At 57.7% G+C, this 20,743-nt stretch carries 22 protein-coding genes; 15 read left to right on the top strand and 7 right to left on the bottom strand.

The genetic code is table 11. The features are described 5' to 3' along the window. Positions 1-204 precede the first annotated feature (204 nt). From gshB to metK, 6 genes are all read right to left on the bottom strand, one after another. A complete protein-coding gene (gshB, locus tag ROR01S_RS05930; protein WP_004867487.1) occupies positions 205-1,152 on the bottom strand; it encodes a glutathione synthase in 948 nt (315 codons plus the stop codon). 20 nt (positions 1,153-1,172) lie between these two features. Then, positions 1,173-1,904 carry a 16S rRNA (uracil(1498)-N(3))-methyltransferase gene (gene rsmE, locus ROR01S_RS05925; protein ID WP_064359200.1) on the bottom strand — a complete coding sequence of 244 codons (732 nt, stop codon included), beginning with the start codon at positions 1,902-1,904 and terminating at the stop codon, positions 1,173-1,175. Between the two features lie 85 nt (positions 1,905-1,989). Continuing rightward, positions 1,990-2,697, bottom strand: coding sequence for a deoxyribonuclease I (gene endA / locus ROR01S_RS05920; RefSeq protein ID WP_004867482.1), 708 nt, complete (start codon positions 2,695-2,697; stop codon positions 1,990-1,992). A gap of 94 nt (positions 2,698-2,791) precedes the next feature. Beyond that, the gene (locus tag ROR01S_RS05915) at positions 2,792-3,292 is read right to left on the bottom strand and encodes a SprT family zinc-dependent metalloprotease (protein WP_015585754.1); all 501 of its coding nucleotides are present in this window, start codon (positions 3,290-3,292) and stop codon (positions 2,792-2,794) included. 79 nt (positions 3,293-3,371) lie between these two features. Further along, complete coding sequence (locus ROR01S_RS05910) at positions 3,372-4,766, bottom strand: sugar porter family MFS transporter (RefSeq protein WP_004867478.1); 1,395 nt, start codon at positions 4,764-4,766, stop codon at positions 3,372-3,374. Positions 4,767-5,169: 403 nt separating this feature from the next. Next, complete coding sequence (gene metK, locus ROR01S_RS05905) at positions 5,170-6,324, bottom strand: methionine adenosyltransferase (RefSeq protein ID WP_004867476.1); 1,155 nt, start codon at positions 6,322-6,324, stop codon at positions 5,170-5,172. 466 nt (positions 6,325-6,790) lie between these two features. Here metK and yqgG point away from each other — a divergent pair, with 466 nt between their 5' ends. From yqgG to speB, 4 genes are all read left to right on the top strand, one after another. Then, entirely contained in the window at positions 6,791-6,940 is a 150-nt protein-coding gene (gene yqgG / locus ROR01S_RS27750; RefSeq protein ID WP_418324751.1) for a small protein YqgG, read from the top strand. Between the two features lie 85 nt (positions 6,941-7,025). Continuing rightward, entirely contained in the window at positions 7,026-7,142 is a 117-nt protein-coding gene (gene yqgB, locus ROR01S_RS26965) for an acid stress response protein YqgB (RefSeq protein ID WP_015585756.1), read from the top strand. An 8-nt stretch (positions 7,143-7,150) separates the two neighbouring features. Continuing rightward, on the top strand, positions 7,151-9,127 hold the full coding sequence (gene speA / locus ROR01S_RS05900; protein WP_004867474.1) for a biosynthetic arginine decarboxylase: 1,977 nt from the start codon (positions 7,151-7,153) through the stop codon (positions 9,125-9,127). 245 nt (positions 9,128-9,372) lie between these two features. Further along, the gene (gene speB / locus ROR01S_RS05895) at positions 9,373-10,293 is read left to right on the top strand and encodes an agmatinase (RefSeq protein ID WP_004867471.1); all 921 of its coding nucleotides are present in this window, start codon (positions 9,373-9,375) and stop codon (positions 10,291-10,293) included. Between the two features lie 3 nt (positions 10,294-10,296). On the opposite strand, the gene ROR01S_RS05890 is transcribed toward speB, so the two are convergent. Continuing rightward, a complete protein-coding gene (locus ROR01S_RS05890) occupies positions 10,297-11,508 on the bottom strand; it encodes an MFS transporter (protein ID WP_048023400.1) in 1,212 nt (403 codons plus the stop codon). Between the two features lie 429 nt (positions 11,509-11,937). Here ROR01S_RS05890 and ROR01S_RS05885 point away from each other — a divergent pair, with 429 nt between their 5' ends. From ROR01S_RS05885 to ROR01S_RS05835, 11 genes are all read left to right on the top strand, one after another. Further along, the gene (locus ROR01S_RS05885) at positions 11,938-12,261 is read left to right on the top strand and encodes a Rieske (2Fe-2S) protein (protein ID WP_004151769.1); all 324 of its coding nucleotides are present in this window, start codon (positions 11,938-11,940) and stop codon (positions 12,259-12,261) included. Beyond that, complete coding sequence (locus ROR01S_RS05880; RefSeq protein ID WP_004867467.1) at positions 12,258-12,566, top strand: recombinase-like helix-turn-helix domain-containing protein; 309 nt, start codon at positions 12,258-12,260, stop codon at positions 12,564-12,566. Before ROR01S_RS05885 ends, ROR01S_RS05880 begins: the two co-directional genes overlap by 4 nt. 10 nt (positions 12,567-12,576) lie before the next feature. Beyond that, a complete protein-coding gene (locus ROR01S_RS05875; protein ID WP_064359199.1) occupies positions 12,577-13,599 on the top strand; it encodes a Rieske 2Fe-2S domain-containing protein in 1,023 nt (340 codons plus the stop codon). Then, positions 13,599-14,348 (top strand): SDR family oxidoreductase, encoded by a 750-nt coding sequence (locus ROR01S_RS05870; protein WP_064359198.1) that lies wholly within the window; start codon positions 13,599-13,601, stop codon positions 14,346-14,348. Before ROR01S_RS05875 ends, ROR01S_RS05870 begins: the two co-directional genes overlap by 1 nt. 14 nt (positions 14,349-14,362) lie before the next feature. After that, on the top strand, positions 14,363-15,151 hold the full coding sequence (locus ROR01S_RS05865) for an IclR family transcriptional regulator (protein ID WP_004867460.1): 789 nt from the start codon (positions 14,363-14,365) through the stop codon (positions 15,149-15,151). An 88-nt stretch (positions 15,152-15,239) separates the two neighbouring features. Continuing rightward, complete coding sequence (locus ROR01S_RS05860; RefSeq protein ID WP_004867458.1) at positions 15,240-16,166, top strand: VOC family protein; 927 nt, start codon at positions 15,240-15,242, stop codon at positions 16,164-16,166. Next, a complete protein-coding gene (locus tag ROR01S_RS05855; protein ID WP_064359197.1) occupies positions 16,163-17,359 on the top strand; it encodes an NAD(P)/FAD-dependent oxidoreductase in 1,197 nt (398 codons plus the stop codon). Before ROR01S_RS05860 ends, ROR01S_RS05855 begins: the two co-directional genes overlap by 4 nt. A gap of 26 nt (positions 17,360-17,385) precedes the next feature. Then, on the top strand, positions 17,386-18,642 hold the full coding sequence (locus ROR01S_RS05850; protein WP_004867453.1) for an MFS transporter: 1,257 nt from the start codon (positions 17,386-17,388) through the stop codon (positions 18,640-18,642). A gap of 10 nt (positions 18,643-18,652) precedes the next feature. Continuing rightward, positions 18,653-19,183 carry a cupin domain-containing protein gene (locus ROR01S_RS05845; RefSeq protein ID WP_004867451.1) on the top strand — a complete coding sequence of 177 codons (531 nt, stop codon included), beginning with the start codon at positions 18,653-18,655 and terminating at the stop codon, positions 19,181-19,183. 9 nt (positions 19,184-19,192) lie between these two features. Further along, positions 19,193-19,963 (top strand): alpha/beta fold hydrolase, encoded by a 771-nt coding sequence (locus ROR01S_RS05840; RefSeq protein WP_048023408.1) that lies wholly within the window; start codon positions 19,193-19,195, stop codon positions 19,961-19,963. After that, entirely contained in the window at positions 19,947-20,741 is a 795-nt protein-coding gene (locus ROR01S_RS05835; RefSeq protein WP_015585763.1) for an SDR family oxidoreductase, read from the top strand. The genes ROR01S_RS05840 and ROR01S_RS05835 overlap by 17 nt, the downstream gene beginning before the upstream one ends. The last annotated feature ends 2 nt before the right edge of the window (positions 20,742-20,743 follow it).

The raw sequence follows: 20,743 nt of genomic DNA, 5'->3' as shown, positions 1-20,743 counted from the left end.
CTGCCTGTAGCCCGAAATCTTTCGTTGAATCTCGCGGCGTATCTTTCAGGCGACAGGGGCGTTGATTTCCTCGCTCAACCCGGTCACAGAGTGGACTATGCTCCCGGGCACTCGCTGCGTCATCGCCTGCCTGTAGCCCGAAATCTTTCGTTGCATCAGTAGATCTTGCAGACTAACAATACGGGGCTGTTAGCCTGAGAGATCCTATTTTCCGAGGCGCTTCTCGATAGCATCCATCAGCATACCGGTGATGGAGATCGGGAACGCGGCTTCAATTTCACGCACGCAGGTTGGGCTGGTGACGTTAATTTCCGTCAGACGATCGCCGATGATATCCAGACCGACAAAGATCAGCCCTTTGGCTTTCAGCGTTGGCCCGACGCGGCGCGCAATGGCCCAGTCGCTATCGCTCAGCGGACGGGCTTCGCCGCGGCCACCGGCAGCAAGATTACCGCGGGTTTCGCCACCCTGTGGGATACGCGCCAGGCAATAAGGCACCGGCTCACCGTCGACAACCAGCACGCGCTTATCGCCATCTTTAATGGCCGGCAGGTAGTTCTGCGCCATGCAGTAACGGCTGCCCAGCTCGGTCAGGGTTTCCGCAATTACCGGCAGGTTCGGATCGCCCTCTTTCACGCGAAAAATAGAGGTACCGCCCATGCCGTCCAGCGGTTTCAGAATAATGTCGCCGTGTTTTTCCCAGAAGGCTTTCAGCTGGGCCTTATTGCGGGTCACCAGCGTTTCCGGAGTCAGGTCGGCAAACCAGGCGGTAAACAGCTTCTCGTTACAGTCGCGCAGGCTCTGCGGCTTATTGACGATCAGCGTGCCTTTATCTTCAGCACGTTCAAGAATATAGGTCGCGTAAATAAACTCGGTATCGAACGGCGGATCTTTACGCATCAGAATGACGTCGAGATCCGCCAGCGGCAGATCCTGCTCAGCGGTAAACTCATACCACTTATCGTAATTCTGCTCCACGCTGAGCTTGCGCGTGCGGGCGCGGGCTTCCCCGTTGATTAAGTACAGGTCGTTCATCTCCATATAATGGAGTTCATAGCCGCGACGCTGCGCTTCCAGCAACATAGCGAAGCTGGTGTCTTTCTTGATGTTGATGGTTGCGATGGGGTCCATCACGATGCCGAGCTTGATCATTGTTATTCTCCGTTAACGCTTCAACCTAAGTCGCCAAAACGCACCTGCAGCGCGGTAATGGCAGTGAGCGCAGTTGTCTCTGTACGCAGAACGCGCGGTCCCAACAGAATATCAGTAAACTGGTAGCGAGCGGTCATCGCTATCTCTTCCGCTGACAGGCCGCCTTCCGGGCCAATCAGCAAACGAACGCGTTCAACCGGCAACGGCAGCGTGTTGATACTGGCGCTGGCGCGCGGGTGCAGATTGAGCTTCAGGCCATTATCCTGCTCAGCGCACCAGGCCTCCAGCTGCATCGCCGGGCGAATCTCCGGCACCACGTTGCGGCCGCTCTGCTCGCAGGCAGCGATGGCGATTTTTTGCCACTGCTGGATCTTTTTCTGCAAACGTTCGGCATCCAGTTTAACGCCGCAGCGCTCGGAAAACAGTGGCGTTATGAGGCTTACACCAAGTTCAATCGATTTCTGGATGGTGAATTCCATCTTTTCGCCGCGCGACATCACCTGGCCCAGGTGAATATGCAGAGGGGATTCGCGATCGTCTGTTTCGCTGCCAATCACGTCAACTAACACGTTTTTCTTTCCGGCTTCGGCGATCACCGCCTCGAAAACCTGATTACTGCCGTCAAAAAGCTGGATTGCCTGGCCTTTGCCCATACGTAATACGCGGCCAACGTGATTGGCGGCATCGTCAGAGAGGGCGATTTGACTGCCCACGGTAACAAGTTCCGGGTGGTGGATGCGAGGGATGCGCATGCTGGGTATTCCGTTCTTCGCGCAGGTGCCGTTTTCCCTGGCGGGGAAGCGGCGCCTGCAAATTAACAATTGCCGCTAGTGTAGGTTAGCTCTTTTGCGCCTGGCAAGCTTGCTGGACGTACGGATTGTGGTTGCCCTGTACTTTAGCGATGCGCTCGTCGCGTTCGCACTCCCAGGAGGTGACCGGATACATCTTATCCCAGGCAGTAAAAAGCTGGGTTTGCTGGCGGGAGAGGGTCAGCTGATAAGTATCGCGCATATAGAAGTAGGTACGGGCGATAGAACCGCGGGCGCGGGCGGGCGGCTCGGCAACCTTATCCTTAAAATCGACCTTCATGGCGCATTGGCCGTACTGGCCTTCGCCGCCGTTCCACTGGCTATACATAAAGTTGGCACGGTCGCCGTTAACTTCGCCCACGGCCGGCTGCAGGTTGTGCATATCGCTTTCCATCTTGCGATAGACCGGATCTTTGGCGCAGTTCTTCCGCCCGCCGTCCTGCCAGCACTGGCGCTGGTGGCCAAACTGCCAGGCCGGAACGACGTGCTCCCACTCGACCCGACTGGCGCGGTTTTCATTTTTACGCACTTTATAACCGCAGGACTCCAGATCGATAACCCCTTTTTTCCCCTGCCAGTCAATTTTACAGCCGCAGTAGAAATCGCCGGGGACATCGGCATTGACCTTAACCCCGGCGGCTTTCGCCTGGGAGAAACTGTTGATTCCTTCGGCCGCGACCTGGCCGCTACAGGCGGCAGTCAGAAACGCCGCGGCAAAAACATAAATACGGGACATCGTGAACTCCGTGTCAAAACGAGCCCGCAACGTAGCGAATGCGATTGTCAGATGCAATCAGTCAGATCAGAAAATTTCCAGTTGTAGCCGATATTTACTCTTCAGCGACCAGCAGATCGCCGCAGCGAATGCAGCGGTAGGTGGCTTCTCCCCGAACCACGCGGTTGTGGCGACGGACGGTAAGCTGATGTTGCTGGCACTGGCAGCGGTAGGGGAAGGTGTTCTGGCGAACGGAGTCGAGTTCAAAACGATGGGTGCGGCGGGCGGCGACACCGAGCACGCTTTCCATCATCCATTTCCACTCTTTGCCGTGCGGCGCCACGCGGCCGAAGTGTTTCCAGACCAGCAGATGCGCCAGTTCATGCGGGACGACCTCATCGATAAAGGCCTGCTGGTTTTCCAGCAGCAGTACCGGGTTGAGGCGAATTTCGTTTTTTTCCAGCCAGGCGGTACCGGCAGAGGTGCCGCGCTGCTGATAGACCAGGCTTGGTTCCGGGTACTGACGGCCAAGCTTGAGGTTTGCCTGGGCGAGCTTTTCCCGCAGGCTGCGCATAACGGCCTGCTGAATGGCGATGGGAATTCGGGGCGTTTTCATAGCGCCAGAGGATAGTGCGCCGTGAAGGGGAGAGCAAGAGGCAGACGCTTCCTCCCGCCGGGGGAGGAAGCGTTAACGGTCAGTCGCGAGCGCCGATTTCGCGCAGCGGGCGGCCTTTCATCAGGTTACGTTCGATGTGCTCCAGCGAAACGTTTTTGGTTTCCGGGATAAGCCACAGCGTCAGCAGAATGAACAGGACGTTCAGACCGCCGTAGACCCAGAAGGTGTTCGCGCTGCCCAGCGAGTTAAGCATGGTCAGGAAGGTGGCGCCGACGATCATATTGGCAATCCAGTTGGTTGCCGTAGAGCAGGTGATGCCGAAATCGCGGCCTTTGAGCGGCTGAATTTCGGAGCACAGGACCCAGATCAGCGGGCCGGCGCTCATGGCGAAGCCAACGATAAACATCAGCAGCATCAGCACAGCGAAGTACTGGGCGGCGGCTGAGTGAATACCCATGTGCATCATGGCGCCCAGCACGCCCATACCGGCGGCCATGACGATAAAGCCGAGGATTAGCGTCGGTTTACGGCCCCAACGGTCAACCAGGCCGATAGCGATGAAGGTCGCCAGCACGTTGGTCAGACCGACGATGACGGTCCCCCACATCTGTTCGGTGGTGTTGGTATAACCCGCTAGTTCAAAAATCTTCGGCGCGTAATACATGATGACGTTCATCCCGGTGAACTGTTGCATCACCTGCAGCAGGATGCCGAGGAATACGGCACGGCGGAAGTTGCTGTTCTCTTTAAACAGCTCCCAGCCAGACTGCTTGATCTTCAGGCTTTCACGGATTTCATCCAGCTCGCGTTTGGCTTCGGCGCTGGTATCACGCAGGCGCATCAGCACGCGTTCCGCATCAACAAAGCGGCGTTTGGCTGCAAACCAGCGCGGGCTGTCCGGCAGAAAGATAACGCCAATCAGCAGCAGAATCGCCGGGATGATAATCACGCCCAGCATCCAGCGCCATGCGCCGCTGTAGCTGAAGGCGGTGTCCGACAGATAGGCGCCGAGGATCCCGATGGTGATCATCAGCTGGTACATGGAGATCATACTGCCGCGGATTTTTTCTGGCGCAATTTCCGACAGGTACAGCGGGGCAGTGTACGAGGCGACGCCAACGGCCAGGCCGAGCAGCACGCGGGAGACGAGCAGCACTTCAACGTTCGGGGCGGCAGCGGAGAACAGTGAACCGGCGACGAACAGGATCGCGCCGATCATCAGGCTCTTTTTCCGCCCGAGACGGAAGGAGAGCCAGCCGCTGCCGACGGCGCCGACCGCAGCGCCGAACATCATGGAGCTCACCACCCACTCCTGAGTGTGAGCGCTAATCTGGAACTCGTTGGCAATAAAGGGTAAGGCACCCGCAATAACACCGATATCAAGGCCGAAAAGCAGGCCTGCCAGCGCGGCGAGGAAACAGACAAAGAACGTCATCGTTTTGTTCGAGCGCCCTTGTTTTTTGTTGTCAGGCATAACGCCCTCCAGTTGAGTTATTGATTCTGTCGATGCTTAGGGTAGGGGAGTCTATCGCAAAAAAACGTGATATCAGTCACGGCTGTGTAATCGGTTACACCAAAGTAAAGAAACGTAATCTATTAAAATTCATTAATTTCAAATAGATAAATGATTATAAATTTACCTGAGGAAAGCGATAATCAGATAAGCCTGAAACATAATGCAACATGGTGAAAAAATGTTTCACTAACGCATCATCATGCATTATTTGTGGCTATGGCTCTAATGTAATCGCTTTCATTAATTGTTGAAAAGGCTCGGCGGCAATGCGGCAGTGCGGGGGCGTCAGGGGAGAAGTGTCGAAGGGGGGAAAACAAAAAGGCCAGCGCGAAGCTGGCCTTTGAAACGGTAAAGCGCGCGCTTATTTCAGGCCGGCAGCTTCACGCAGCAGAGCGGCTTTGTCGGTTTTTTCCCACGGGAAATGTTCACGACCAAAGTGACCGTATGCCGCCGTCTCTTTGTAGATCGGGTGCAGCAGATCCAGCATCTGGATCAGTCCGTAAGGACGCAGGTCGAAGAATTCACGCACCAGCAGAGTCAGCTGCTCGGACGGCACTTTTTCGGTACCGAAGGTTTCCACCATAATCGAGGTCGGTTCTGCCACGCCGATAGCGTAGGAGACCTGAATCTCACAACGGTCAGCCAGGCCAGCCGCCACGATGTTTTTCGCGACATAGCGTGCGGCATAGGCCGCAGAACGGTCAACTTTAGACGGATCTTTACCGGAGAACGCGCCGCCGCCGTGGCGAGCCATGCCGCCGTAGGTATCCACGATGATTTTACGGCCGGTCAGACCGCAGTCGCCCATCGGGCCGCCGATAACAAAACGACCGGTCGGGTTGATGAAGAATTTGGTCGCGCTGTTCAGCCATTCAGTCGGCAGAACCGGCTTGATGATCTCTTCCATCACTGCTTCCTGCAGGGATTTCTGATCGATGTCTTCCGCGTGCTGAGTGGACAGAACCACGGCATCGATACCGACGATTTTGCCGTCGTCATACTGGAAGGTCACCTGGCTTTTCGCATCCGGACGCAGCCACGGCAGCGTGCCGTTTTTGCGCACTTCAGCCTGACGCTGCACCAGACGGTGAGCATAGGTGATCGGCGCCGGCATCAAAACGTCGGTTTCGTTGGTAGCATAGCCAAACATCAGGCCCTGGTCGCCCGCCCCTTGTTCCAGCGGATCGGCGCGGTCAACGCCCTGATTGATATCCGGGGACTGTTTGCCGATGGCGCTCAGTACGGCACAGGAGTTGGCATCAAAGCCCATATCGGAATGCACGTAGCCAATTTCACGAACCGTGTTACGGGTAATCTCTTCGATATCAACCCATGCGCTGGTGGTGATTTCACCGCCGACCAGCACCATGCCAGTTTTGACATAAGTTTCACACGCGACACGCGCTTTCGGATCCTGTTCAAGGATCGCATCCAGCACGGCGTCGGAGATTTGGTCAGCAATTTTGTCTGGATGCCCTTCTGATACGGACTCGGACGTAAAGAGGTGTTTTGCCATGTTTTATTTTACCTGTGGAGTATTCGTGTAGCTCATACTGTTGTGTGGATTAGCTGTGGTAGATGATTCTACCAAAACTTGCAGGTAGTGACACGAGCAGTCTGAGTGTTAATCAGTATAGACGGATTAACTTCTGGATGGCTATTTTAGGTCAAATCTTAATCCCATTTCCAGCCTTTTTTGATGCAGGTCGCATTGATGAAAAATAGAGGGTGGCAATTTTTCCTGCCATTCGCGGCAACTCGCCCATTTTTATTTTGCATTTTAGCCGGCTTATCGGTATAAAACGCCGCGCGCGGCTCATTAAAAAAAGCGCACGAAGCACATCTCGTGACGCCACTTCCAGCCGGGTTAAGCAGTCTGTTTTTACAGAAATCCGCCGCGGTGTTTTGGCACCTGCTGTGGTATGTCTAGCTTTGGCTTATCGCTGGCCCGTATCGGGGCAGTGTGGAGGTGATATCAGATAATGAACCCACGTTTTTCATCCGACTCGTCGCGTCGTTCCGTCGCGCGTCGCTATCCCGCAATCTGCATCTCTTTCATGCAAATCAGCCGATGTTCTACCCGTCTCGGCGCTTCTCAGGATTCCAGGGCCGGCAGGCTATCTGAAAACTGAACAAGGGCGCTCTTGCTGTCGCAAGGGTTTTCTCGTGGTTTCTCCGGACTGTCATACTACGTTCGGGTATGTGTTTTACTATGATATGAATAAGAAACCGGTCGCGCAGTCGCAAAGCCAGCACTATCTGCTGGGGTTTAGGACTGTTCATGGGTTGTTATCGCGTCTTCGGACTGCGATAGTAGTCAATATTACAATTTGAGGTTCGCTATGTCTGACGACATTTCTTCAGTTTCGCCTTCGTCAGCAGGCGAACACGGCGTACTACGTTCCATGCAGGAGGTTGCGATGAGCTCCCAGGAAGCCAGCAAAATGCTACGTACTTACAATATTGCCTGGTGGGGTAATAACTACTACGACGTTAACGAACTGGGCCATATCAGCGTTTGCCCGGATCCTGACGTCCCGGAAGCGCGCGTTGACCTTGCAGAATTAGTGAAAGCACGCGAAGCGCAGGGGCAGCGCCTGCCGGCACTGTTCTGCTTCCCGCAGATCCTGCAACACCGACTGCGTTCGATTAACGCCGCGTTTAAACGCGCGCGTGAGTCCTACGGCTATAACGGCGACTACTTCCTGGTTTACCCGATCAAGGTTAACCAGCATCGCCGCGTGATTGAGTCGTTGATCCATTCCGGTGAACCGCTGGGTCTGGAAGCTGGCTCCAAGGCGGAGCTGATGGCGGTACTGGCGCACGCCGGTATGACCCGCAGCGTGATCGTCTGTAACGGCTACAAAGACCGCGAGTATATCCGTCTGGCGCTGGTCGGCGAAAAGATGGGCCACAAGGTCTATCTGGTCATCGAAAAGATGTCGGAAATCGCCATCGTGCTGGAAGAAGCCGAGCGCCTGAATGTCGTTCCGCGCCTTGGCGTGCGTGCGCGTCTGGCCTCGCAGGGCTCCGGTAAATGGCAGTCCTCCGGCGGTGAAAAATCGAAGTTCGGCCTGGCGGCAACACAGGTTCTGCAGCTGGTTGAGATTCTGCGCGCGGCAGGGCATCTGGAAAGCCTGCAGCTGCTGCACTTCCACCTCGGCTCGCAGATGGCCAACATTCGCGATATCGCCACCGGCGTGCGTGAATCGTCACGCTTCTATGTTGAGCTGCATAAGCTCGGCGTTAATATTCAGTGCTTCGATGTTGGCGGCGGTCTGGGCGTGGACTATGAAGGTACCCGTTCACAGTCCGACTGTTCGGTGAACTACGGCCTGAATGAGTACGCCAACAACATTATCTGGGCGATTGGCGATGCCTGTGAAGAGAACGGCCTGCCGCACCCGACGGTGATTACCGAATCCGGGCGCGCGGTTACCGCACACCACACCGTGCTGGTCTCCAACATCATCGGCGTTGAGCGCAACGAATACACCGAAGCGACCCCGCCTGCGCAAGACGCAGCGCGTCCGCTGCAGAGCATGTGGGAAACCTGGCAGGAGATGCACGAGACCGGCAATCGCCGCTCGCTGCGCGAATGGCTGCACGACAGCCAGATGGATCTCCACGATATTCATATCGGCTACTCGTCCGGTACCTTCAATCTTCAGGAGCGCGCCTGGGCAGAACAGTTGTATCTGAACATGTGCCATGAAGTCCAGAAACAGCTCGACCCGAGCAACCGCGCGCATCGTCCGATTATCGACGAACTGCAGGAGCGGATGGCGGATAAGATTTACGTCAACTTCTCGCTGTTCCAGTCGATGCCGGACGCGTGGGGTATCGATCAGCTGTTCCCGGTGATGCCGCTGGAAGGGCTGAACATGGTACCTGAACGCCGCGCGGTGCTGCTGGATATTACCTGCGACTCCGATGGCGCGATTGACCACTACGTGGATGGCGACGGGATTGCCACCACCATGCCGATGCCGGAATACGATCCTGAAAACCCGCCGATGCTGGGCTTCTTTATGGTTGGCGCCTATCAGGAGATCCTCGGGAACATGCACAACCTGTTCGGCGATACTGAAGCGGTGGACGTCTTCGTCTTCCCTGACGGCAGCGTTGAGGTTGAGCTCTCCGACGAAGGGGATACCGTGGCGGATATGCTGCAATATGTGCAGCTCGATCCGAACACGCTGCTGACCCAGTTCCGCGATCAGGTGAAAAACTCCGGCCTCGACGAAGCGCTGCAGCAGCAGTTCCTCGAAGAGTTCGAAGCGGGGCTGTACGGATACACTTATCTGGAAGACGAGTAACCGTTGTTGCCCGGTGGCGCTGTGCTTACCGGGCCTACGGACGCTGGGCGGATAAGACCAGGCCGGCAGCAACAAGCTACGGGGCGGTATTTGCTATACTCTCTTGAACCCGTACGTATTAACGGCGATAATTCGCCCAACAAGCAGTCACCCTATTCAAACCCTTCCTCGTCGGGCCTAACGACGCGGAGGGGTTTTTTTATGTGCATTTTTAACTATATCGCCTGTAAAAAGAGGTCACACCCATGAGCACTTTAGGTCATCAATACGATAATTCCCTGGTCTCTAACGCGTTTGGTTTTTTGCGTCTGCCGCTGAACTTCCAGCCGTATGACAGCGACGCCGACTGGGTGATCACCGGCGTTCCTTTTGATGCGGCAACCTCCGGTCGCGCGGGCGGGCGTCACGGCCCGGCGGCGATTCGTCAGGTTTCCACCAACCTGGCCTGGGAAGGCAACCGCTTCCCGTGGAACTTCGATATGCGCGAGCGCCTGAACGTTGTCGACTGCGGCGACCTGGTTTACGCCTTTGGCGACGCGCGCGAAATGAGCGAAAAACTGCAGGCGCATGCGGAAAGACTGCTGGCGGCCGGGAAGCGTATGCTCTCCTTCGGCGGCGACCACTTCGTCACTCTGCCGCTGCTGCGCGCTCATGCGAAGCACTTTGGCAAAATGGCGCTGGTGCACTTTGATGCCCATACCGATACCTACGCCAACGGCTGCGAATTTGACCACGGCACCATGTTCTTCACTGCGCCGAAAGAAGGTCTGATCGATCCGAATCACTCTGTGCAGATCGGTATTCGTACGGAGTTCGACAAAGACAACGGGTTTACCGTACTGGATGCCTGCCAGGTGAACGATCGTTCCGTGGATGACATCATCGCTCAGGTGAAACAGATCGTCGGCGATATGCCGGTGTATCTGACCTTCGATATCGATGCGCTGGATCCGGCGTTTGCACCGGGAACCGGTACGCCGGTGATCGGCGGACTGACCTCCGATCGCGCGATCAAGCTGGTGCGCGGCCTGAAGGATCTGAACATCGTCGGCATGGACGTGGTGGAAGTGGCGCCGGCCTACGATCAGTCCGAGATCACCGCCCTGGCGGCGGCGACCCTGGCGCTGGAAATGCTCTACATCCAGGCGGCGAAAAAAGGCGAATAAACCTTACGCGCTCACTGCTGCTGCGCGACGCATGCGCAGCAGCAGCATTCCTCCGGCCAGCAGCGTGATCGCCTGCGAGGCCACCAGTACTGAAAATCCTGAACTCACCGATCCCGCCGACTTCATCACCATTCCCATCAGCAGCGGAATAAATGCCGCACAGATGTTACCCACGCCGTTAATAATGCCGTAGGCGCTGCCCACCGCCTGGCGCGGCGCATGATGCTGCACCACCGCCGGTATCGCCGCGCCCTGCAGTCCCCAGAAGATATTGGCCGACAGCATAAACAGCGCCAGCAGGGCCGGCTGCTGGCTAAGCATCAGCGCTATAACCGAACAGGCGGTCAGCAATCCGCCGACGATAAACAGCAGCGGCGCCTGCTCCGGGCGCAGCTTATCGAGCAGCACGCCGCCGAGAAATTTCGAACCGAGGCTGAGCAGGAAAGGGATCGCAGCCAGCAAACCGGTGGCCTGCAGCGAAAAGTGGTGCTCATCACGTAGCCAGGCCGGCAGCCAGGCGCTGCTGCCCCACAGATAGCTGAGAGTGGCAATCTCAACCAGCAGGATCCAGCCGAGAAGCGGCGTATGCCAGGCCAGCAGAAAGGTCTGGCGGAAGCCGGGACGGGCGCTGTTCATCGGGGCTGCCGGCGCCGGTAAGAAGCGCCAGATCGCTCCGCCGCCGAGGACCAGGTTGAGCCCCGCCAGGCTGTAAAACGATCCCATCCACCCCTGGTGCTCGACTAAAAAAGTGACCAGCGGAAAGCCCAGCGCCAGCCCCAAAGAGACCCCCAGGGCGGTGACGGCATTGGGCTTGCCGATCTCTTCGGCAGAGAAGTTATCGCTAATAAAGCGCGTTTTAAGGGAAAACAGCGGACCTTCCGCGATCCCGAGGATAATCCGCGCCAGCAGCATCCCCATCAGCGAGCCCAGCAGCGGCGAGATGGCGCAGATCAGCGCCCATATCACCACGCTGCTTAACAATCCCTGTCGATAATGCAGCTTACTTTCTATAACTGGTGTTAATAATAATGCCGAGAATCCATAACCCAGAAGAAAACAGGTCATCAGCATTCCCTGTAACATTCTGTTTTCATTTAAATGAAAGTGGCTGGCAAAATCGGGGTTAAGAATCATCACCGAAATATTCACCCGGTCAATGTAAGAAATAATTATAAGTAGCAATAATGCGATTGTTCCCTGCCATTTTGCGGTCATCGTTATTCTTCTTCCTCGCTCATTGATGGATCGTTATTATTATTTTTAAATAGCAGTGATAATCACGCATGTAAAATGGTTCATCAGTGAAACTCATTGTTTTAAATGATTAATTTAAACTTGTGTTTCATGGGTGAAACTTGATGACGCACTGCTTTTATCATTTTTAATGACTATTTAGAAAGAAAGTCAATAGCTATTCACGAGGTTTTTAGCGAGCGCTTAATTTAATTCCATATCACTCTTTAAATATCACAATTTCATATTGCCACTTTTTTTCGTGATCAATTGCACACTTAGATAATTAAACCGCGCTTGATTAACAAATTCTTCACATTGCCGCTTGACGAAAGATTGAACGCTTTTATATTGACCGTATTAAATAAGAAACAGAGTTTCATATATGAAACAAAAGCCTGGAGGATCGTGATGAGCTGGATAGGCGTATGTGACGCAGAGCAAGTACAGGAAGATTTCCCTTATAGCGGCAACATCGACGGTAAAGAAATCGGTATTTATCTGATTGATGGCGAGTACTACGCGCTGGAAGACGTGTGTCCACATGCCTATGCGCTGTTAAGCCAGGGATTTGTCGAAGACGGCAAAGTGGAATGCCCGCTGCACGAAGCGGTATTCGACGTTAAAACCGGCCAGTGTCTGCATGGCCCCGGCGGGCGCAACCTTAATCGTTATCCGGTGCGGGTATACGACAATCAGATCCAGATTACCTTTATCGAGGAGAACGTGGCATGAGTGAATCCCTGGATTTTAACCCGGCGCTGCCGGAAAGCCGCCAGTTTACGCCGCCTGCGGAAGGCGGGAACGGCAACATCCATAAGCCTGGCGATTATCACAACCTTATCTGGCAAACCCGCAGTCGCGTTGCGGAAAGCTGGGAGCTGGAACTTATCGCGACCCTTGAAACGCTTTTCGAGCAGGGGGCGGAGAGCCTGACGCAGCTGGTGGACGGGCTGAATGCCCTGAAGATGCACGATCGGCAAGGCGATGCCTGGAGCGAAGAGAGCTTTCGGGTGTTTTTGCAGGTAAACGGATACTGAGGGCACGGCGATGACGACAACGGTACAAAACTATCTCGATAAAGGTTTACGTGGCCTGTGGTATCCGGTTCTGGCGAGCTGGGAAGTGCAGTCCGCTCCGGTGGGTATTACCCGTCTCGGCGAGCAAATTGTGGTGTGGCGTAACAAGGACGGAGAGCTGCAGGTGCTGGAGGACCGCTGCCCGCACCGCGGTGCCCGTCTGTCGATGGGCTGGAATCTCGGCGATCGTATCGCCTGCTGGTATCACGGCGTGGAAGTGGCCGGGAATGGCGAAGTTAAAGATGTTCCGGCGGTCGACAAATGTCCGCTGGTGGGCCAGCAGTGCGTGCGCAGCTACCACGTCCAGGAAGCGCATGGCGCGATATTCCTATGGTTTGCGGCCACCCCCGACCAGCAGCCCGAGCCGCTCACCTTCCCGGAAGAGCTGGCCGATAGCGACAAATACAGCAACTTCCTCTGCACCGCCGCGTGGAAATGCAACTATCAGTACGCGCTGGAAAACGTGATGGACCCGATGCACGGCACCTACCTGCACTCCTCTTCGCACTCAATGGCGGAAGGCGACCGTAAAGCTGACATGGTGCTGCAGCCAACGAAAACCGGCTTTATCTTTGAGAAGAAAGGCCAGAGCGGCGTCAACTTCGACTGGGTCGAGCTGGGCAACAGCGGCGCTTACTGGATGCGCTTGTCAATCCCGTACAAAAAGCGTTTTGGGCCGGGCGGCCACTTCTGGATCGTCGGCATGGTGGTGCCGGAAGATAACGACAACTGCCGGGTCTTCTTCTGGCGTATTCGCGGCGTGCAGGGCTGGCAGCGCGATCTGTGGCGCTTTATGTATCGCAACCGTCTGGAAAAACTGCACTGGGAAGTGCTGGAGCAAGATCGCGTGGTGCTCGAAAGCCTGGCGCCGAACGCCCGCGATCACGAATACCTGTATCAGCATGACGTCGGCCTTTCCCGTCTGCGGCGGATGATGCAAAAAGCGGCGAAAGAGCAGCTGGCCGCGCGCGAAGAGCAGCAGGGAGCGGCCTGATGAACGGGCTGTTAACCGGCAAACGTATCGTGATTACCGGCGCGGCGCGCGGTCTGGGCTTTCATTTTGCCAAAGCCTGCGCGGAGCAGGGCGCTGACGTCGTGATGTGCGACATCCTGCAGGGCGAACTGGCGGAGAGCGCTCATCGTCTATGCGAGCAGGGTTATCGCATTGAATCACAGGCGATCGATCTGGCCGATGCTTCATCCATCGAGGGGGCGTTCCTCGCGATCGGCGAACGAGGAAAGATCGACGGCCTGGTCAATAACGCGGCGATGGCCACCGGCGTCGGCGGTAAAGACATGATCGACTACGATCCGGATCTGTGGGATCGGGTGATGTCGGTAAACGTCAAAGGCACCTGGCTGGTGACCCGGGCGGCGGTACCGCTGCTGCGCGAAGGGGCCGGGATCGTCAACGTCGCCTCCGACACCGCGCTATGGGGCGCCCCCCGGCTGATGGCCTACGTTGCCAGCAAAGGGGCGGTGATCGCCATGACGCGCTCGATGGCCCGCGAACTGGGCGAGAAGCGCATACGTATTAACGCCATCGCGCCGGGGCTAACCCGCGTGGAGGCAACGGAATATGTCCCTGCCGAGCGCCATCAGCTGTACGAGAACGGGCGCGCGCTAAGCGGCGCCCAGCAGCCGGAAGATGTGACCGGCTGCGTGGTGTGGCTGTTAAGCGACCTGTCGCGGTTTATCACCGGACAGCTGATCCCGGTCAACGGCGGATTTGTTTTTAACTAAAGAGGCGAGGCGGTATGGCAAACGTTCAGGAAGTGAAATACCTGGTGCCGGGGCTGGAGCGGGGACTGCAGCTGCTGCTGGCATTTGGCGAGCAACATCGCGATCTGACCTTTGCCGAGCTGCATCGGCTGGTGGATATGCCGAAAGCGACCGCCTATCGCGTGGTGCAAACGCTGGAGTATATGGGGTTTCTCGAGCGCAACGCGCGTACCAATACCTTCTCGCTGGGGATGAATGTCCTGCGTCTGGGTTTTGAATATATTGCTTCACTGGATGTGGCGCAGGTCGGCCAGCCGGTGATAGAGCAGCTGCGTGATACCAGTCAGTGCAGCAGTCATCTGGCGATCCGCGACGGTCGGGACATTATTTACATCGCCCGCGTCAGCGCCGCCGGCTCACGGATCAATCAGGTCAGCATCGGTACCCGCCTGCCGGTTCACTGCACCTCGCTGGGCCGCATGTTGCTGACCGATGTCTCGCGCGGCGAGTTTGAGCAGCTGTTTCCCGATGAGCGGCTGCCGGGCAATACGCCGGGGCAACTTCACGATCGCGAAGCGCTATGGCAGATGGTGCAGCAGGATAAAGCGCGTGGCTATGTGATTGGCGAATCTTTCTACCGCCACGGCATCTCCTCTATTGTTTACCCGGTCTACGATCGCAGCGGTCGGGTAGCGGCGGTGGTCAGTATTCTGGTGCCGTCGGATGAGATCCCGCAAAGCGATCGGGAACGGCTGCAAAGCGACGTCAGCCTGGCGGCGGACAAAATTTCTGGCTTTTTAGGCTACCTGTCACAAGCCAGTTAAATCAATAAGTTAACATCAGGCGCTTGAGTGCGTCGGGGATGTTTTACGCCCAAATCAGGGCGACAGAACGGTAAAGAGGCTACGAACGATGAGTGTAACCGGAATTGAAAAGCTGGAATTTGGCGTCGACGACCTGACTCATTGCGCCAGGTTTATGCGTGATTTTGGCCTGGCGGGCGACGCCAGCGGCCAGCGTTTTACTACCTTAAGCGGCGCGCGGGTGGAACTGAACCCGATCCATAGCCCGGATCTGCCGCCGGCCTTTGAAGCGGGTAACACCCTCCGCCGTATGACCTGGGGCGTGGCGGATCGGGCGGCGCTGGATGCTCTGCGGCCCAAACTGTCCCGCCAGCCCGCTTTTCGTGAGATTGATGGTGCCCTGGAGTGCCAGGATCCGAACGGCATGACGCTGCGCGTACAGGTCACTCAGCAAGTCGCGGTGACGCTGAACGTTGAGCCGATTAACCAATGGGGCGATGTGCGCCGGATTGATACGCCCAGCCCGGTATATGACGGCGCGCAGCCGATCAACGTAGGCCACGTGGTGTTCTTCGTCGAAGAGCTGGCGGCGGTCGAGGCCTTCTATCGTGACGTGCTCGGTTTCCAGGTTTCCGATCGCTACATCAATCGTGCGGTATTCCTGCGCTGCGGCGTACGCGGCGGCCACCACAACCTCTTTTTATTGCAGCTCCCCAACCGCAAGCGCGGCCTGAACCACGTGGCCTTTACCGTCCGCGATATCCATGAAGTGATTGGCGGCGGCATCGCGATGAATAAGAACGCGTGGAGCACCTTTATTGGCCCCGGCCGTCACCCGGTCTCTTCCGCCTATTTCTGGTACGTCAACAGCCCGACCGGCGGCGCTTTTGAGTACTACACCAACGATGATTTCCTGACCGAGAACTGGCGCCCGCGCGAGCTGGAACACTCGCTGGTCTCCTTTACCGAGTGGGCGGTGGAAGGTGGGATCGACCACGATACCCGCCGCCAGCAGAAAAAGCCGGAGGCGGTATGACGGCGCGGATAGTCATTATCGGCGGCGGCCAGGCGGGAGGCTGGGCGGCAAAAACCCTGCGTGACGAAGGCTACGACGGTGAGATTTGCGTGGTGGCGGAAGAAGAGTGGGATTTTTACGAGCGTCCGCCGCTGTCAAAAGCGACGCTGCTGGAAGCCGATGCGCCGCTGCCGCGTCTGTTCAGCGAAGAGGTTCAGCAGGCGTTAAACCTTCGCTGGTTCCGCCCGCTGCGCGCTGAGGCCATCGATCGCCAGAGCAAAAGCGTTCATCTGAGCAACGGCGAACAGCTCGGCTATGACCAGCTGCTGATCGCCACCGGCGGTCGTGCCCGCCTGCCCGGCGAAGCCTGGGCGAAACAGCCTCAGGTTTACACGCTTCGCCACTGGCAGGATGCGCAGCGCCTGAAGCAACGGCTGGCGACCACCGCGCGGCTGGCGATTGTCGGCGGCGGCTGGATTGGTCTTGAGATTGCCGCCTCGGCGCGAAAAAGCGGCGTCGCGGTCACCTTATTTGAACAGCAACCGCTGCTGTGTATGCGTTCGGTAAGCGCGGAAGTGTCGCAGGAACTTGAACGGATCCATCGCGATCGGGGCGTCGATATTCGTTGCGGCTGCGGCGCGCTGGAGCTGGAGGATGATGGCGGTCTGCCGGTAATTCACTGCGATGGTCAGCGGGAAATCTTTGATGCGGTGGTGGTAGGGATCGGCGTCGATCTCAATCTCGAACTGGCGCGGGACGCGGAACTGGCGGTCGAGCGCGGGATCGTTGTCAACGCCCTGGGGCAGACCAGCGATTCGGCGATCTTCGCGATCGGAGATGTGGCGCAGCATCACCAGTATGGTCTGTGCATCCAGTCCTGGGCCTTTGCCCAGAATCAGGCGGTGGCGACGGCGAAAGCGATGCGGAACCCGCAGGCGGCCGGCTACGCCGACGCGCCGTGGCTGTGGTCGGATCAATATGCCGACAATATTCAGATCCTCGGCATTCCGCAGCCGGGAACCCGGACGGTGGTTCGCCGCGATCCCAAAGGGCCGCTGTTTTTCTCGATCGATGCTGACGGTCGCCTGACTCAGCTGGTGGCGTTTAACGACGCCCGCACCGTCAAGCTGGCGAAACGCTGGATGGCCACGGGGAGAGATCTTTCCGCCGTACCGCTCGATGACCTGGCCTTTTCGCTGATGTCATTGCGATAAGACCCGCGCACCCTTAAGGGGGAGAGATGACCACATTAGAGACAAACACCGCGCCGCTTGAGGCAGGCGGTGAGGGCGTCCACACGCCTGAAAAAGCGGTCCGCTGGGCGATTCCACTGTCGCTGCTGGCCTGCGTACTGCTGGCGTTCTTCGACAAAATCAGTATTGCCGCGCTGTTTTCCGATAGCCATTTCCAGCAGGCGATGGGGATGGATTTTGACACCACGCGGCTGGGGATTCTGATGAGTGCCTTCCTGCTGAGCTACGGGTTTTCCTCGGTGCTGCTCAGCGGGCTGGGCGACCGTATCGCGCCGCTGCGCCTGCTCACCGGGATGATGATGGTGTGGTGCATTTTAATGGTGATGATGGGCTTCACCCATAACTACACCGTGATGGTCACCCTGCGCATTCTGCTCGGCATTGCCGAAGGACCGCTGTTTCCGCTGGCGTTCGCCATCGTCCGCCACACCTTTCCGCAGCGGCTTCAGGCGCGGGCCACCATGCTGTGGCTGCTCGGGACACCGGTCGGCGCGGCGATTGGTTTTCCGCTGTCGATTTGGTTGCTCAATACCTTTGGCTGGCAGAGCACCTTCTTTGTGATGGCGATGCTGACGGTGCCGGTGCTGATTTTCGTGCGCATCGGCCTGAGCGGGGTGCAGCTGGAGAGCAAAGCGTCCGGCGAAAAGGTCTCCCAGGAGGCGCGCCGCGCGGCGCGACGGGAGCTGTTCGTCAGCCCGCATTTCTGGATGATTTGCGTGTTTAACATCGCCTTTCTGGCCTATCTGTGGGGCATCAACGGCTGGCTGCCGGGCTATCTGATTAAAGGCAAAGGTATCCATCTGGAGCATGCCGGTTGGCTGTCGTCAATGCCGTTTATCGCCATGCTGCTGGGAGAAGTGATCGGCGCCTGGCTCTCCGATCGTCTTGATAAACGCGCGGCTGCCTGCTTTATCTCGTTGGCCGGGGCGGCGGTTGGCCTGGCGGCGGTGATGCACTTCGCCACCCCGCTGACGGTCATTGCGGCGATGAGTTTCAGCACCTTTATGTGGGGCACCGGCGCACCCAATATTTTCGCTCTGCTGGCCAAGGCGACCCATCCCCGGGTCAGCGCCACGGCGGGGGGCATTTTCAACGGGCTAGGGAACTTTGCGGGCGCCCTGTCGCCGGCGGTGATGGGGGCGCTGATCGCCTTCACCCACAGCATGGATTCCGGGCTGATTTTTCTGGCGGTGATGGCGGCGGTGGGCTGCGTCCTGTTACTGCCGCTGCTGAGACGTTACTGAGGATAAAACGATGACTGATTCAACCGTAACTGCAAAACAGGGTATCAAACCGGAACATCTGACGATGGAAGAGTGGGTAGAGTCGCGTATCGCGCGCTTTGAGGGACGGAAATATGACTGGAACGCGCTGAAATTCCAGGCCGATTTCGACCCGAAATATCGTCGCGCCCAGATGCGCTATATCGGCACCGGCGCCACCGGCGTGGCGAGCGATACCAATACCGTCGCGGCGGAAAACTTCACCTTCTCCACCATGGTGCTGCCGGCGAAATGTGAAGGGCCGCTGCACCTGCATGATGATGTGGAGGAGGTGTTCTTCATGCTCAAAGGGCAGATAACGCTGATGATTCAGGATGGCGACAGCTATACCGAAACCGTGCTGCGCGAGCGCGATCTGATCTCCGTCCCGGCGGGTATCTACCGCGGGCTGTTTAACCACGGTGAGGAAGAGGCGCTGATGTGCGTGATGTTGGGCACCCGCAAGCCGAATATCCCGACCTATCCGGAAGATCACCCCCTGTCGAAAGTAAAACGGAATTAAGGAGGCGGTATGACGGGTTTTCGTGAACAAGGGCACGGCACGCCGCTGGTGCTGTTACACGGCATCAGCTCCGGCGCGGCTTCCTGGCATAAACAGATGGCGCTGTCCGGCTATCGCGTGCTGGCCTGGGATATGCCCGGTTATGGCGAAAGCCCGATGCTGCCGGTTGAGCAGGCGAATGCGGGCGATTATGCCGATGCGCTGGCGCGCCTGCTGGACCACGCCGGCGTTGAGCGGGCGGTAGTGGTGGGGCATTCGCTCGGTGCGCTGGTGGCCAGCGCCTTTGCGGCGAAGTATCCCCGCCGCGTGCGCTATCTGGTGTTAGCCGATGTCGCACAGGGGTACGGCCAGGCGGAGCCGGAACAGCGGGAAAAAGTCTGGCAGAGTCGCCAGCAGCTGATTGCGTCAGGCGCAGAACGGCTGGCGCAAAACCGGGCGGCGAAGCTGTTGCATCCCTGTGCGGCGGAGGCCGATGTCGCCACCGTTGCCGCCGGAATGCGCAAGCTGCGTCGTGAGGGCTATCTGGCCGCGGCGTGGATGCTGGCGCACGACGATATTCACCGCTGGCTTGGCGATTATCACGGCCGGTTTGAGGTGTGGTGCGGTGAGCAGGACGCTATCACGCAGCCGGAGCTGGTGCGTGGTCTGGCGCTACGCTACGGCATGGGTTACACGGCGATTCCGCACGCGGGGCACGCCAGCTATCTCGATAATGAAACCTTTTTTAATCAACAGCTTTTACGGGTAGGGGAAGAGGTGCGCGATGAATGCACAAATTGAAGGCCGTGTAGCGGTAGTCACCGGAGGATCGTCAGGGATCGGCTTTGAAACGCTGCGTCTGCTGCTGGGCGAAGGGGCGAAAGTCGCCTTTTGCGGCCGCAATCCCGACCGGCTCGCCAGCGCGCATGCCGCGTTGCAGAACGAGTATCCCGGAGCGGAGGTTTTCTCTTACCGCTGCGACGTCCTGAAAGAAGACGAGGTGCAGGCCTTTGCCGATGCGGTAGCGGACCGTTTTGGCGGCGCGGACATGTTGATCAACAACGCCGGGCAGGGCTACGTGGCGCATTTTGCCGATACCCCGCGCGAGGCGTGGTTGCATGAGGCAGAGCTGAAGCTGTTCGGGGTGATTAACCCGGTAAAAGCCTTTCAGGCGCAGCTGGAGCGCTCGGATATCGCCTCGATTACCTGCGTGAACTCGCTGCTGGCGCTGCAGCCGGAAGAACACATGATCGCCACCTCCGCCGCCCGCGCGGCGCTGCTTAACATGACGCTGACGCTGTCGAAGGAGCTGATTAGCAAAGGCATTCGCGTGAACTCCATTCTGCTCGGCATGGTGGAGTCCGGGCAGTGGCAGCGACGCTTTGAAAACCGCGCGGACAAGCGCCAGAGCTGGCCCGAGTGGACGGCGGATATCGCCCGTAAACGCGGGATCCCAATGGCGCGGCTCGGTAAGCCGCAGGAGCCTGCGCAGGCGCTGCTGTTTTTGGCCTCGCCGCTGGCATCGTTTACCACCGGCGCCGCGCTGGATGTCTCCGGCGGTTTTTGCCGTCACCTGTAAGG

The organism is Klebsiella ornithinolytica NBRC 105727 = ATCC 31898, from assembly GCF_001598295.1.
GTDB classification, from domain to species: Bacteria; Pseudomonadota; Gammaproteobacteria; order Enterobacterales; family Enterobacteriaceae; genus Klebsiella; species Klebsiella ornithinolytica.
Note: the sequence above shows the minus strand (reverse complement) of the source record. Positions and strands in the feature narration are given on the sequence as shown.

Excerpts from the sequence above, each read along its gene's own strand:
- ROR01S_RS05845 (WP_004867451.1), top strand. The coding sequence starts at position 18,653 with ATGACTGATTCAACCGTAACTGCAAAACAGGGTATCAAACCGGAACAT.
- yqgB (WP_015585756.1), top strand. The coding sequence starts at position 7,026 with ATGAATAAGAAACCGGTCGCGCAGTCGCAAAGCCAGCACTATCTGCTG.
- yqgG (WP_418324751.1), top strand. The coding sequence starts at position 6,791 with ATGAACCCACGTTTTTCATCCGACTCGTCGCGTCGTTCCGTCGCGCGT.
- ROR01S_RS05870 (WP_064359198.1), top strand. The coding sequence starts at position 13,599 with ATGAACGGGCTGTTAACCGGCAAACGTATCGTGATTACCGGCGCGGCG.
- ROR01S_RS05875 (WP_064359199.1), top strand. The coding sequence starts at position 12,577 with ATGACGACAACGGTACAAAACTATCTCGATAAAGGTTTACGTGGCCTG.
- speB (WP_004867471.1), top strand. The coding sequence starts at position 9,373 with ATGAGCACTTTAGGTCATCAATACGATAATTCCCTGGTCTCTAACGCG.
- speA (WP_004867474.1), top strand. The coding sequence starts at position 7,151 with ATGTCTGACGACATTTCTTCAGTTTCGCCTTCGTCAGCAGGCGAACAC.
- ROR01S_RS05855 (WP_064359197.1), top strand. The coding sequence starts at position 16,163 with ATGACGGCGCGGATAGTCATTATCGGCGGCGGCCAGGCGGGAGGCTGG.
- ROR01S_RS05885 (WP_004151769.1), top strand. The coding sequence starts at position 11,938 with ATGAGCTGGATAGGCGTATGTGACGCAGAGCAAGTACAGGAAGATTTC.
- ROR01S_RS05840 (WP_048023408.1), top strand. The coding sequence starts at position 19,193 with ATGACGGGTTTTCGTGAACAAGGGCACGGCACGCCGCTGGTGCTGTTA.
- metK (WP_004867476.1), bottom strand. The coding sequence starts at position 6,324 with ATGGCAAAACACCTCTTTACGTCCGAGTCCGTATCAGAAGGGCATCCA.
- ROR01S_RS05835 (WP_015585763.1), top strand. The coding sequence starts at position 19,947 with ATGAATGCACAAATTGAAGGCCGTGTAGCGGTAGTCACCGGAGGATCG.
- rsmE (WP_064359200.1), bottom strand. The coding sequence starts at position 1,904 with ATGCGCATCCCTCGCATCCACCACCCGGAACTTGTTACCGTGGGCAGT.
- gshB (WP_004867487.1), bottom strand. The coding sequence starts at position 1,152 with ATGATCAAGCTCGGCATCGTGATGGACCCCATCGCAACCATCAACATC.
- ROR01S_RS05850 (WP_004867453.1), top strand. The coding sequence starts at position 17,386 with ATGACCACATTAGAGACAAACACCGCGCCGCTTGAGGCAGGCGGTGAG.
- endA (WP_004867482.1), bottom strand. The coding sequence starts at position 2,697 with ATGTCCCGTATTTATGTTTTTGCCGCGGCGTTTCTGACTGCCGCCTGT.
- ROR01S_RS05865 (WP_004867460.1), top strand. The coding sequence starts at position 14,363 with ATGGCAAACGTTCAGGAAGTGAAATACCTGGTGCCGGGGCTGGAGCGG.
- ROR01S_RS05890 (WP_048023400.1), bottom strand. The coding sequence starts at position 11,508 with ATGACCGCAAAATGGCAGGGAACAATCGCATTATTGCTACTTATAATT.
- ROR01S_RS05880 (WP_004867467.1), top strand. The coding sequence starts at position 12,258 with ATGAGTGAATCCCTGGATTTTAACCCGGCGCTGCCGGAAAGCCGCCAG.
- ROR01S_RS05860 (WP_004867458.1), top strand. The coding sequence starts at position 15,240 with ATGAGTGTAACCGGAATTGAAAAGCTGGAATTTGGCGTCGACGACCTG.
- ROR01S_RS05910 (WP_004867478.1), bottom strand. The coding sequence starts at position 4,766 with ATGCCTGACAACAAAAAACAAGGGCGCTCGAACAAAACGATGACGTTC.
- ROR01S_RS05915 (WP_015585754.1), bottom strand. The coding sequence starts at position 3,292 with ATGAAAACGCCCCGAATTCCCATCGCCATTCAGCAGGCCGTTATGCGC.